Annotated in this window: 10 protein-coding genes; 4 read left to right on the top strand and 6 right to left on the bottom strand. The window is 43.7% G+C overall.

Going from position 1 to position 12,974, the window contains the following annotated elements; all coding sequences use genetic code 11:
- The first annotated feature begins 104 nt into the window (after positions 1 to 104).
- Positions 105 to 1,007, top strand: coding sequence for a DMT family transporter (locus QWZ07_RS04155; protein WP_192853476.1), 903 nt, complete (start codon positions 105 to 107; stop codon positions 1,005 to 1,007).
- Positions 1,008 to 1,109: 102 nt separating this feature from the next.
- Here the strand turns inward: QWZ07_RS04155 and QWZ07_RS04150 are convergent, their stop codons facing one another.
- From QWZ07_RS04150 to deoD, 4 genes are all read right to left on the bottom strand, one after another.
- Positions 1,110 to 2,690 carry a GGDEF domain-containing protein gene (locus QWZ07_RS04150; protein ID WP_076667097.1) on the bottom strand — a complete coding sequence of 527 codons (1,581 nt, stop codon included), beginning with the start codon at positions 2,688 to 2,690 and terminating at the stop codon, positions 1,110 to 1,112.
- Positions 2,690 to 4,159: a tetratricopeptide repeat protein gene (locus QWZ07_RS04145; RefSeq protein ID WP_065104455.1), complete on the bottom strand. Its 1,470-nt coding sequence runs from the start codon at positions 4,157 to 4,159 to the stop codon at positions 2,690 to 2,692. The genes QWZ07_RS04150 and QWZ07_RS04145 overlap by 1 nt, the downstream gene beginning before the upstream one ends.
- Before the next feature lie 186 nt (positions 4,160 to 4,345).
- A complete protein-coding gene (locus tag QWZ07_RS04140) occupies positions 4,346 to 5,815 on the bottom strand; it encodes an IS1 family transposase (protein WP_192853477.1) in 1,470 nt (489 codons plus the stop codon).
- Between the two features lie 82 nt (positions 5,816 to 5,897).
- Positions 5,898 to 6,608: a purine-nucleoside phosphorylase gene (gene deoD, locus QWZ07_RS04135; RefSeq protein ID WP_004732072.1), complete on the bottom strand. Its 711-nt coding sequence runs from the start codon at positions 6,606 to 6,608 to the stop codon at positions 5,898 to 5,900.
- Positions 6,609 to 6,954: 346 nt separating this feature from the next.
- Between deoD and QWZ07_RS04130 the strand changes: the two genes are divergently transcribed.
- Complete coding sequence (locus QWZ07_RS04130; RefSeq protein ID WP_192853478.1) at positions 6,955 to 7,950, top strand: L,D-transpeptidase family protein; 996 nt, start codon at positions 6,955 to 6,957, stop codon at positions 7,948 to 7,950.
- Between the two features lie 145 nt (positions 7,951 to 8,095).
- Here QWZ07_RS04130 and QWZ07_RS04125 read toward each other — a convergent pair whose 3' ends face one another.
- Complete coding sequence (locus QWZ07_RS04125; RefSeq protein WP_029223276.1) at positions 8,096 to 8,362, bottom strand: Lpp/OprI family alanine-zipper lipoprotein; 267 nt, start codon at positions 8,360 to 8,362, stop codon at positions 8,096 to 8,098.
- Between the two features lie 362 nt (positions 8,363 to 8,724).
- On the opposite strand from QWZ07_RS04125, the gene QWZ07_RS04120 reads away from it, so the two are divergent.
- On the top strand, positions 8,725 to 10,056 hold the full coding sequence (locus QWZ07_RS04120) for a DEAD/DEAH box helicase (RefSeq protein WP_017104563.1): 1,332 nt from the start codon (positions 8,725 to 8,727) through the stop codon (positions 10,054 to 10,056).
- Between the two features lie 153 nt (positions 10,057 to 10,209).
- Here QWZ07_RS04120 and QWZ07_RS04115 read toward each other — a convergent pair whose 3' ends face one another.
- Positions 10,210 to 11,457: an SGNH/GDSL hydrolase family protein gene (locus tag QWZ07_RS04115; RefSeq protein ID WP_192853521.1), complete on the bottom strand. Its 1,248-nt coding sequence runs from the start codon at positions 11,455 to 11,457 to the stop codon at positions 10,210 to 10,212.
- 559 nt (positions 11,458 to 12,016) lie between these two features.
- Here QWZ07_RS04115 and QWZ07_RS04110 point away from each other — a divergent pair.
- The gene (locus tag QWZ07_RS04110) at positions 12,017 to 12,958 is read left to right on the top strand and encodes a lipase family alpha/beta hydrolase (protein ID WP_225998485.1); all 942 of its coding nucleotides are present in this window, start codon (positions 12,017 to 12,019) and stop codon (positions 12,956 to 12,958) included.
- The last annotated feature ends 16 nt before the right edge of the window (positions 12,959 to 12,974 follow it).

The following is a 12,974-nucleotide window of genomic DNA, read 5'->3' as shown; positions in this document are numbered from 1 at the left end:
ATCACACTTAAAGGAACGGTTTCGGAAATCTTGTTGGAAATTCAGTTGAACTGATGACAATGATGATTCTAAATGACGTGCACAATCACAAAGGATAAATGCGGATGTATATAGGTGAACTTGCTGCAATTGGTGCCGCGATTGTGTGGGCTTGTGCGACATGGATTTACGGACAGTTTGGGCATCGTTTTTCAGCTATGCAGTTGAATATTGTTAAAGGCGTAGTTGCTTCTGGAATGATGTTGCTTGTGATGCCTCTTATTCCGATGCCGGAGTTTGAACTCAGTGCCAACCATTTTTGGATCTTGGCCATTTCAGGTGTCATTGGGATAGCGATTGGTGACAGTGCTTATTTCGCTGCATTGAAAAGAATTGGTGCCAATAAAACCTTGTTACTCGAATCTTTAGCGCCCCCTCTTTCCGGTGTATTAGCTTTAATGTTTCTTGGCGCAGCGCTAACGTTGCAAAGCTGGTTAGGAGTGGTGATAACGACGTTAGCGGTAACCTTCGTCGTGTTTCAACCGTCTAAATCGGCGAGTGGTGATTCTAGTGACAAAGCACAATGGAGCGGCATTGGATATGGGCTTGTGGCGAGTGTGTGTCAGGCTTCGGGCGTGGTCATTTCCCATTACGCTTTAGTAGCAGGTGATATTCCGCCGTTGTTAGGTGCTTTGGTTCGCCTGACGATTGGTGTGCTTGCTGTGATGCTTGTTATTCCGTTTGTTGAGAAAAAGCCCTATGCATCAATAAAAAGAGATTTGTGGGCGATGACCAAACTCGACAAGCTTTGGCTGTTAGGGGCGATATTTTTCGGAACGTTTCTCGCGTTGTGGCTTCAGCAGGTTGCGTTGAAAAATGCCAACCCTGCGATTGCTCAAACATTGATAGCGACCAGTCCAGTCTTTATCTTGGTGATTTATGCGCTCAAAGGAGAGAAGGTTTCAAAACAAAGCGTAATAGGGACGCTTGTCGCCTTGGGTGGGATTTCTCTGTTCTTCTATCAATAGTTCTGTTTTGTGAGTATCAGTTGCTCTATTCAGAGCGACTGATTATTGAGAGGGGGGAGGCAGAATACGAATGATTCTGCACGCTCATTCCTGTCATTTGTACTATTCAGTGCACACTTGGTTTCGGCCGTTGGCTTTAGCTCGGTATAGCGCTTTATCTGCACGATAGAAAGTACGTTGAGTATTCTCTCCTTCACGATGCAACGTGATACCAATACTAACGGTTAAACCGCGTTCACCCAGTATCTCATGCCAACCAAATTGGAAGATTCGCTCGCGGTAATTTTCTGAGTGCATCTCTGCTTTGGCAAGGTTGGTGTTCTCAAGGATAACCAAGAACTCTTCTCCGCCAAATCGAACGCAAGATGCCCCTCTAAACTTGAAGTAAGCACGCAGCTCTTGAGAGACGCTGACAATCGCTTTATCACCCACCAAATGACTAAGCTCATCATTGATCGACTTAAAGTGGTCAATATCGACAACCATTAATGCAAAAGGTGTTTCGTGTAGCAGCATGTCCTTAAGTTTTACATCCAACCAGCGGCGGTTGTGTAAGCCAGTCAAAGGGTCGGTAAATACATCTTGTTGGAGTTGCGCCACCGCGTTTTTATGCTGCTCTGTTGTTTCTTTCAGCTCTCTGTTTTCTTGCTCAGAGAGAATGAGTTTTAGCTGTAATTCGAAGCGAGATAGGCGGCGCAATTGGTTAGATCCAAGTTCACTGATTGGGATCTGCTTCATGAGATCCGTTTCAATTCGATAGCCTTTTTTCTCATAGCTTAGCGCTTCATGGAAACGGCCTTGATTCATGCACACATCGCTTAGCGAGTCGTAGAATCGTTTTGCTAAAACAGGTGAAGAGTAGTCCTTCACACGCTTGTCTGTACTCAGCAAGATCATGCTTGCGTACTCTTGCTTACCCGTTGCATTCAAGCAATGTGCTAACTCAAGTCGAGTCATGGTTGAAAGCCAGCTAGCTTGGGTATTATTGGCAGAGTAGTGAACCTTGGATAAGCAGCGCAGTGCCTCATGGTATTTTTTCTTTGCTCGAAGCACTTTCGCTTGATAAAGCAGGATTTGGGCGGTCAGCAGTTTGTCACTGACCAGAATACTCAGTTCTTCGCATTCATTGAGCAGATCACTAGCGGCAGTAATTCGGTTGAGCAGAAGAAGGCTCGCGACCATATGCAGCTTGAACTTAAGGCGAAGTGAACGACTGCTTATTGCATGATCAATGCTATTGATCTTTTGATAGTAGCGTAGTGCTCGGCTGTGATCTCCATAGGCATCGCACAGGTTACCCATGCCTAAAATAGCTAACACGTACTCATCGATGTGGCCGTGTTCAACAGCGATTGAAGATGAACTGACAAATTCATTCAGTGCTGAAGTGTAATCCCCAATTTCGACAAGACGATCACTTAGGCTGGTTTTGACGGTAAGAATGTCTTCTATGTCGTTAGGCAAATCGAGTAGGTCGAGTGCTAACCTGAGCTCATCAATGCTGGCTTGATTTTGTTGCAGCTCAGCACGGTATTCCGAACTAATGATGTAACAGTGTGCCTGTTCTGTTTTGGTCGTAGATACGTGTTGGCGAATATGATCCCAGAATATGATCGCTTCTTCACCCGATACCGATGATGGATCTAAGCCAGCATCTGTGATTTTACTTAATAGCGTTTCCATCAATCTCTTACCTCGGCATCATCTTCTTCTAGCTGTTCAAGAGTGAACGGGAACGTCAAAATGTCATTGAGGCTGACGGTAGGGTTTGAACCTTTTAATCCTTTTCGGTGCCAAGGGTAGATATCGAGCATGGTAGTCAGCGTTTTGAAGGTTTGTTCTGCCGCATCGCCTTTTTCGGAAAGCATAAGAGCCACACGCTCTGAGCTTAGCCTTGAAATGAAATCGTTTTGATTACATAGGGTATGAGCGATTTCGGTACAGACATCTAAGTAGTCGGGGTCGACATGCTGAAACATGATGATGCTGTGATTCGAACGTTTGAGCTCTGTTTTGAAGAGAACCAGTTGTTCCCACCAAAACGTCTCAGAGACAACAAAAGAAAAGTGCTTTTCTGGATCGTATTCATGTTGACCACGAATGCGGTTTATAAGCTTTCGAGCTCTTTGTTCAAGTTGGCGTTTGGAGCTGCGCGCTTTATCTAGGCCAACTCGTGTAGTTTGTTCGCGAAGCATACCGATAGAATATTGACGGTATTTCTTGAATGCGATTAACGCGGCTTTAAAATCTTGGTTTTCTTCTGCAACCAAAGATTGTTGATAGCAGATTTGGCTCAGTAATTCACCGTTGTCGAACTCGTTTGCAGATTGTTCAGCTAATTTGAGTAATTCAGCGGCGTGTTCAGGTCTTTTTCGCAAAAGTTCTAATCGAGCTCGGCTGATATAAGAGTGCGCCTTCATCCAAATTAGGTTGTGTTCTACTGCAAGGCTGTGCGCTTTTGCGGTGGCTTTTTCTGCATCATCTAAACGCTCTAAGCCAAGTAAAGCAAGGCCTCTGAAGTCCCACACTTCTGCGTGCCACGTATTATCTTTGTGTTCTCTAAGTGCTTCTTCTGCCCCATCTAGCACCGATAACATCTCAACGTAATTGTTGAGTAGGTAGTAATCCCAAGCGAGTAGTATCCTCGCTTTGCCCTCTAGCCAGCCTATGCGGCTAATATTCGCCACTTTTACAGCGAGCTGGTGGGTAGAGCGTGCTAATTTGTACTCGTGGGTCATTCGCCAAATGTTGCCGAGGCCAATCAAGCTCTCAATTTGTATCTCAACTTCATCAACCAGCGCAGATTGCTCTAAGGCATTGATCCAAAACTGTTGAGCTGAATAATATTTGGCTTGCCCCCAGAATTGGAGCGCGTGTAGGTGAAGGATTTCAGGAAGGAAAACGTCGGTGTCTAAGCGGTTCTGCCGCTTGTAAGCTTCTTTGATGTGCTTTAAACCAGTCTGATAATCCATCAGGTTCCAGCTGCACTTTGCCATTAACATCAGTGACTGGATCGCTCCCTCTTCAAACAGAACTTGCTCAGATCTGACGAGGCACTGTTGTGCAATCTCAAGGATCACCAACGGTTCAGAGTCGACACGAGTTTTGAGTTGTTCTAGTTCTGTTTCAAGAAGATACTGATTTTTGTCCAAGGCTTAGGTCCATAATTATCGAACATATTGATAACACAATCATTATAAGAGTGTGATTTAGGATAAGCACTAATTATCTTTCGTAGAGCATGTTAGGAACATGTATCTTTTCCATTTATGGGTGTTACCTCATGTTGTTGCTTTTAAATCAATGAGTTCCCAAGTAAATGTCTGGTTTATAGGTATCTATGAAAGTAGTTGCTTTAGGGTTAATGGCTGCTCAGTTACACCTAAACGCTGTGCTGCAGTTAGCCCTTGCTTATCTTGGTAGCACAGATTGTGCCAAGCCCTGAATATGTCGAGTAACGGAAGAATGCCGCCAGGACGAAGTTTACGTCTTGGTTCATTAATGAAGCTATCAAACAGAACTTGGAAGCGTTGTTGATAGAATTTAGTCTGTTGAATAGATGCAGTGTTAAACCACTGTTTTGGTTCTGGATTGTTACCCGTTAGATAACAAATGCCTTTTTGTTGATCGCCTTGGTTTGCGATAGCCCAGCGATCGCGCCACCAACTCATGTGCACAATGTCGATCTTTTCAAAACTTTGATCGTCTTGCCAGCTAGGATCTTCCTCTACATACATAAGGTCAATATTTTGACTCTGTATGCGCGGCAAGCAAACGCTTAGGGCGGCAGATCTTAGTAATGGATCTTGTGGCATATAAATAGCGACATGCTTATTCTCATCACACATATCCAAAACATGTAAGAAGTGTGCGTAAGAAGTGTAAGGCGGTCGAATGAGTGCCCCTTTAGACGGGTAGCTAAACGTTGTGAGGTTACCCATAGGATCTTCAACGTTACCTCTCGCCAGAATCACTTGGTATTGCTGTTCAATACGCTCTTTTAGTTTGTCTGACGGTTGAGGAAGCTCAAGGTTTGCCTCTGAAGAGTGCTCTTTGGATACAAAGCGCGCGACATCATCATAAGGGTTGTGATCTACATTCCCTGATGGCTCTTCATTTTGTGAGTAATTTACGTGTTGGCAAAGGATATATCCAGAATGCGCTTCGCCTGTCGCTATCCAGACCACACCGTTGTTACTTTGTGGTTGTAAGCGCTGATAATGGGAAGCGAATTGATAGTCCTTAGCATGATTAACCCATCGAGCGTCGATCATCGCTAATTTGCGACGGCATCGGCTGGCGATATGGTCAACATGGTCATAGAAAGTCTTTGGGTTGATCTCTAATTTTCTGCAGATTTCACGTACGGAATAACCCATGAACAATAAGCCCATGAGGTTCTCTTGAAAATGAAGTTTTTTATTGGATCCAGACCACTTATCAACGAAGGTCGATTGGCAGTCTTTGCATCGATAACGTTGCCTGTCACCGCTGTAACCGAAGGCATGGTAAAGATGTTTGTGGGTATGAACCGATAGGCCAAAGTTATCGCAATCATCATTGCGGCAAGCAGGAAGGCCATCGCTGTGAAGTTGTCGCAGGCGATGAAGTTCGCTTAACACTTCACGATTGTTAAGTAAGGGGGGGAAAGCTCCACATTCACGACAAACCATCGCTGGACGCTTAGGGTTCGCGTGTTGCAAAACATACCGTTTTGCATCGCTCAAGCCAAAGTTGTCACACGCCAATGTTTTACAAAAGTTGAGTTGCAAACCATCCGCATCTTTTGGCAGCTTGTCGTTAGACACGATCTCCCCCTCGGGATTATTTGAGCAGCCAAGTGAACTCGGCTGCGAGGTAACGCTTTTCAATGTATCTTTTATCAAACTGTTAGATGTTGATTGCAGTCTCTAGAGCAACTTTCATCATGTCGTTGAAAGATTTTTGACGGTCTTCTGAGCTTAGTTTCTCGCCACGGATGATGTGGTCAGAAACTGTTAGGATAGTTAGGGCTTTAGCACCAAGATCCGCAGCAACACCGTAGATACCAGCTGCTTCCATATCAACACCAAGGATGCCTAGCTTTTCCATTTTTTCGAAAAGGTCAGCTTCTGGAGTGTAGAAAAGGTCTGCAGAGAATACATTACCAACTTTAACTGGAACTTCTTGTGCACGTGCTTGGTTAACAGCTTCTTCTAGAAGACCGAAATCAGCGATAGCAGCGAAATCATGGTTGTTGAAACGAATACGGTTCACTTTTGAGTCAGTAGAAGCACCCATACCGATAACAACGTCCATCAGTTTAACGTCGTCACGTACTGCACCACAGCTACCTACACGAATAACGTTTTTTACACCGTACTCAGCGATAAGTTCGTGTACGTAGATGCAGCATGATGGGATACCCATACCGTGGCCCATTACAGAAACTTTCTTACCTTTGTAAGTGCCTGTGTAACCAAACATGTTGCGAACGTCACAAACTTGCTTCACGTCATCAAGGAATGTTTCAGCAATGTATTTTGCGCGAAGCGGGTCGCCCGGCATAAGTACTGTTTCTGCGAAATCACCAGCTTGAGCATTAATATGAGGTGTAGCCATGGTCGTTCTCCAAAGTTTAAACGGTAATTATAGGAACAGGATTTAATCAATTACCGATTCTGTTGAATTGAATTCGTTTTGTTGAGGCAATATTAGCGAGTTAAAACGAGGCTCCATGAGACTTTAGTCACAAAATGGATCCAACATTATAGTTTTATTAATATTGATAACCAAATATGTTGAAAGCTTAAAGGCAATCGATTTTGTATGGGTAATTTGCAAGCTAACTACAGACAAATCTCTAGATATAAACCTATTGCATATTAGTTTAGAGACAACAATACATTGTAGAGACGTTTGATCAGCGATAATCTAAACTTTGATAAAAGACAAACCAAGGAATTGTATGTCGTATTGCGCTAACTTGATGCCTTTGCTCGTTATGAAAACAAAACTGCGCAAGATCGCCTTGCTTACTGTGAGAACGACTTTGTTCCCTCTGGTAACAACTCTGCTTGCCGGCGCGATGACTTCGTCGTGGGTGTCTGCTGCAACTTTTGAGTTGCCGCCAAAAGAAAGTCGTATCGTGGGTAGAATCCAGCAACATGAAGTTGCGGCGGGTGAAACGTTGGCTATTATTGCAAAGCAATATGATATTGGCTTTCTCTCTTTGATGGCGGCAAACAAAGGGGTCGATCCTTTTCTTCCTGCTGAAGGCTATGTGTTAAGCATTCCTAGCCGTTTAATTCTGCCGGATACTCCGAGAAAAGGCATTGTGATTAACCTTGCTGAGTTGAGGTTGTACTACTTTGAGCCTGAGAAAAATCAGGTGCATGTCTTCCCTGTCGGTATTGGTCGAGTAGGGCGTGATACTCCTGAGATGATCACAAAGATAAGCCAAAAACGTCCAAACCCGACTTGGACTCCTCCAAACTCAATCCGCAAAGAGTACTTAGAGAAAGGCATAGAGTTACCAAGAGTGGTTCCTGCTGGGCCTGAAAACCCTTTGGGTGAGTATGCATTGCGACTTGCTTATGGTGCCGGTGATTACCTGATACACGGCACCAATAAAGACTTTGGGATTGGTTTGCGAGTCAGCTCCGGGTGTATTCGTATGGAACCTAAAGATATTGAGTGGCTTTTTGAACAGGTTAGTCGTGGTGAACAAGTCACGATAATCGATGAGCCTATTAAAGTGTCTTTAGAGCCTGATAGAAGCGTGTTTGTTGAAGCGCACGAACCATTGACGCGAAGTGACGGCTCTAAGAAATTACTGCAAATCCCTGTTGAATTGAAATGGTGGCTTGAAGATGCAGACCTTCCTAACTCAAAGGCAAAAGCAGTTATCTTTGCTCAAAATGGTGTGCCTGTTGAAATCGCATCGCCTGTGATTGAGTTCTAATTTGATAGGTTGTGAATAAAGCCTTAAAGCTTTCTTTCTCTTCTCCCTAAATAAAAAACACCACCTCGAAAGAGGTGGTGTTGTCAATTTACTGCATGTATATACGTCTTTTGAAATCTACAGCTTAATTGAGCTTCTATCTCAATTACTTAGTGTAAGACTCAGCAATGTTATCGATACGGTCGTTAGCACGATCCGCTTCTTCTTTTGCTGCCATAGCCGCAGCGGATGCTTCTTGAGCTTTCATTTCAGCAGCAGCTTTGTCACTCTTAAGTGCTTCTACTTCGCTGGTTAGCTCAGCAACTTGGTTAGTTAGTTGGTCCATTTCTGATACCGCTGCTTCTTCAGGCTCTGAAGAACAACCAGCTAAAATAAATACTGAGGCTGCAGCTGCGATTAACGTCTTATTCATAAGAACTCCTTGCTTAATTATCATCAAAAGATGCGCTATACATTCTTTATCATATAGTCGCTTCATTAATGATTGTAGCGACTAATTTTTTAACTGCAAAAACAATAACTAAAGAAATTGCTAAATTTTTGAGGTAATTAGCTCGGTATCACAATCTGTCTCATTTTTGAGATGAAGTGTTTGGCGCGGCAATAAGGCAGTGAAGGGGGGAGTCACCCCTTTGCTCGCGGTGCATACAATATTCTGGCTAACATTAGATAAAAGGATAAATTTACTGTGATCTCTATCCTTATAAAGTACTTTCGCGGTATCATGTCACGTTAAATTAATTTTATTCAATACCATCATGACTGGAGAGTCCTTTGCACTTTAAAGATTTAGGCTTAGATAACCGCTTACTGAAGAACTTAAAACATTACGACTTCAAGAAGGCGACAGAGATCCAATCAAAAGCGATCCCTGTTGCTATTGCTGGTAAGGATCTATTGGCTTCATCAAAAACGGGATCAGGTAAAACATTGGCGTTTGTGTTGCCGATGATACATAAAGCATTAAAAACAAAAGCGTTTTCTGCTAAAGATCCCCGTGGTGTAATTTTGGCTCCTACTCGTGAGCTAGCAAAACAAGTTTACGGCGAGCTGCGTAGCATGCTTGGTGGTCTGTCTTACGAAGCGACACTTATCTTGGGTGGCGAAAACTTTAACGACCAAGTTAAAGCTCTGCGTAAGTACCCTCGTTTTATTGTTGCGACTCCAGGCCGTCTTGCTGATCACCTTGAGCACCGCTCACTGTTTTTAGATGGTGTTGAAACGCTAATTCTTGATGAAGCTGACCGTATGTTGGATTTAGGTTTCGCACCTGAATTACGTCGCATTGCGAATGCAGCTAAGCACCGTCGTCGTCAAACGTTGATGTTCTCTGCGACGCTTGACCACGCGGAAGTGAATGGCATTGCAAATGAAATGCTAGACGCACCTAAGCGTATCTCTGTTGGTGTTTCTAACGAACAGCACCTTGATATCACTCAGAAGTTCTATCTGTGTGACCATCTAGATCATAAAGAAGCGATTTTAGATCGAGTTATTGAAGAAGCTGAATACCGTCAGGTGATGATCTTCACTGCAACTCGTGCCGATACTGATCGTTTAACGGATAAGTTGAACGAGAAGAAGCTTAAAGCAGTGGCATTGAGCGGCAACCTAAACCAAACGCAACGTAATGCCATCATGAGCCAATTTGAGCGTGCGGTTTACAAGATCTTGGTAACAACCGATGTTGCTTCACGTGGTATCGATATTCCAAACGTAAGCCACGTGATCAACTTTGATATGCCTAAACATACAGAAGAGTACGTGCACCGCGTTGGTCGTACTGGCCGTGCAGGTAACAAAGGCGATGCGATTTCTTTGGTTGGTCCAAAAGACTGGGACAGCTTTAAGCGTGTTGAGCTTTACCTTCAACAAGATCTTACTTTCTCTGTGCTTGAAGGCTTGAAAGGTAAATTCAAAGGCATTAAGCCTCGTAAACCTGCTTTTGCTAAAGGCGGACCTGCGAAGAAGAAGACCAACACTCAAGTTAAGAAAACACCGAAGAAACCGGTTAAGCGTGATAAGAGCTTCCACCAAAATGTGGCTGTGGGTGATACCGTGTTTATCCCTAAGAAGAAAGTCGCACCAAAAGTGGACGACGAGTAATCAACTTGCGTGACCTAAAAGCTTAGCTTTGAAAGGTTGATGCAAATAAAAAACCGCCGATAATGGCGGTTTTTTTGTATCTGTACTTTGTGTAAGCCTTAGCTTGCGGTACTTACAGGCGGTAACTGATGATACTCGCTGGGCTCTTCCTAGCTAGAAATTAAACGTCGAGAACGAGTACGCCAAGATATGGTCTGCGATGTATTTGTGAGTAGCAGTGGTTGGGTGTGTCACGCCCCAAAATACATAGCTGTCTGAGCCATAGGTCGCGCAATCATTAGTCAAGCTGTGGCTTCGCAAATAGTCTGAAGCTGAGCTTCTATTGATATTAAGACAGGCATCACTCGCGTTTCGAAAGCCATGCTGCTCTGGATTCTCGGTAATGCTGGCGAACAGTGCACTCGCATCAAACAACACCACGTTTTTCCCCAAGCTTTGGTAATACTCGGCCTGCGCCTTGATGAATTGGTTGAACTCTAAAATCTTGCCACGAACTTTAATGATCTCTTGTTCGGTAGAGTATTTGAACTGCGGCGCTTTGGTCGCATCGGGCAATGTGAACAGTAGGATATTACTTGCACCAGATTCCGTTAATCGGATCAGAGCGCTGCTGAAGTCGGCCTTTACATCGGCCACTTCTCGGTCGTAATTCATAAAGTCATTGAGCCCAAACTCTAGAGTAAACAAGGAGTTTTCAGGGCGATAATTTTTGGCGACTTTCATGTAGGTTAGGTAAGAGGTGACTTGATCATAGACGCCAGTCAGTGCGACGTATTGATTAGTACCTGCTGCACCACCTACGGCCCAGTTATATAGGGGAAGATCTTTCGCTTTTGCTAAGTACTCAGTCCAAACTAAACCATTCGAAAAGTGCCCTAAAAACCACGAGTCAGCGTTCGGAAAAACCCATTGAGAGCCGTTAAATAGGTTCCCAGTATCAGAGAGGCTATCACCAAAGGTGACAATGCGATTAATAGTGTTGGATTGGACAGCGTTATCGTTGGTCCAGATCGAGTGATTATAAGAGAAGCGATTGTTTGCGGCAAAATAGGTGATGTCGGCGGCATCATGTTGGATGCCGAGAGTCTGTTCACAACGCTGTTTGATTTCAGATTGTGGGGCATCACTGTAGAACATGTTTTTGAAAGAAACGGAAGACCACCAATATCCGTTGATCGTGTAATTGTCGCCGTTTTCTTTTTTCGCCCACTTCCAATCTGTGGCTGGAGAGTCGTGTGACGCATCGGTTCGATACCAACATCGAACGTAAGAATAGGTTTCGGAACCTTGTGTGCTGAACACTTGTGCGGATGTAATAGATTCTGGTGTTGGTACTGAGTCTTCTGCAGCATAAGCCCCAAACGGTATGGTTAACGCGAGTATTAAAGCCGTATTTTTCATCACTGTATTCTCTTTTAATTTAGATGAGCCAAACAAAAACGTTGTTGCTTGTTACCTATTGTTTATTGCCTCTTGTTTGTTGATAGTTGGATAAGTAAATAACTGGTACGACCTATATCTAAGATCAATAATTCTCGTCAATACATTCAGGTTGTTGGCGTTTCATAACTGGCAGAAGTATCAAATTTCCAACGACTTTCTGATTGAGAAATAATCGATTCGAAGCGAGTGATTTATCATTTAATATTCAATTTTGATGAACTATGACTCGCCAATTCGTTGTCGTAGATTTAAACGAGATTCATTGTTTTGTGGATGCTGGATTTATAATTGGGTCGACATAATTGAAAGCGTAACTTTATGGTTTTTGATTAAATGTTAATTCAATCAATTGGTTATGCTATTGATATTTTGGTCTGATTTTGTTTGTCTAATGTTCATCACAACTGTTTAATTCAAGTTCAATATCACAAATATCGAGTTGCTATTTTATGTTTTATAAAATAGCAACTACGGTTCTTTTACTCATCAGAGGTCTGATCTGTTTAAGGAAAGAGCATTGAAAAAGATAATAATTTGGACGATAGCCTGCCTATTCAGTTTTGGCGCTTATGCCGGAACAAGCGCATCGGCATTAGAAGTCAGTGGATACACACAAACGAAATACCCCATTATGTTGGTACATGGTTTGTTTGGTTTCGATACATTAGCGGGTGTCGATTACTTCTATGGCGTACCTGAATCCCTAACCAAAGATGGTGCGAGCGTCTATGTAGCGCAAGTATCAGCGACCAACAGCTCTGAAGTGCGTGGAGAGCAGTTGTTGGCTCAAGTTGAAACACTGTTAGCCGCGACCGGGGCAAGTAAGGTGAACCTAGTTGGTCATAGCCACGGCGGACCAACAGCGCGCTATGTGGCTTCAGTTCGTCCTGATTTAGTTGCTTCGGTGACAAGCATTGGTGGTGTTCATAAAGGCTCGAAAGTAGCCGACCTCGTACGTGGAACCGTATCAGAAGGTTCAGCCGCGGAAGGTATTGCGGTTAAGTTGGCTGGTGGATTGACGACGCTCATCAACCTGTTATCTGGTGGAACGGATCTTGACCAAGATGGCCTTGCATCTCTTGAAGCGTTGACCACTGAAGGTTCACTTGCATTCAATCAGTTTTACCCTGAAGGCGTTCCGACGTCTGCGTGTGGTGATGGTGAATGGCAAGCAAACAACGGTGTTTATTACTATTCATGGACAGGATCTTCCACTTTTACCAACCTTCTTGATCCTACCGACGGAGCGATGACAATCCTTAGTTTAGCTTTTAATGAACCTAATGACGGGTTAGTGGGAGCATGTAGCGCGCATTTGGGCAAAGTGATTGGTGATGATTACAAAATGAACCACCTAGACGAGATTAACGGGTTGTTGGGTATTCATCATCTCTTTGAGACTGATCCCGTGACGCTATATCGCCAACACGCGAATCGATTGAAGTTGGCTGGCCTGTAAGTCGCGCTGCCCAAAG

The organism is Vibrio lentus, from assembly GCF_030409755.1.
Lineage (GTDB): Bacteria > Pseudomonadota > Gammaproteobacteria > Enterobacterales > Vibrionaceae > Vibrio > Vibrio lentus.
This window is presented reverse-complemented; position numbering and strand designations above follow the sequence as displayed.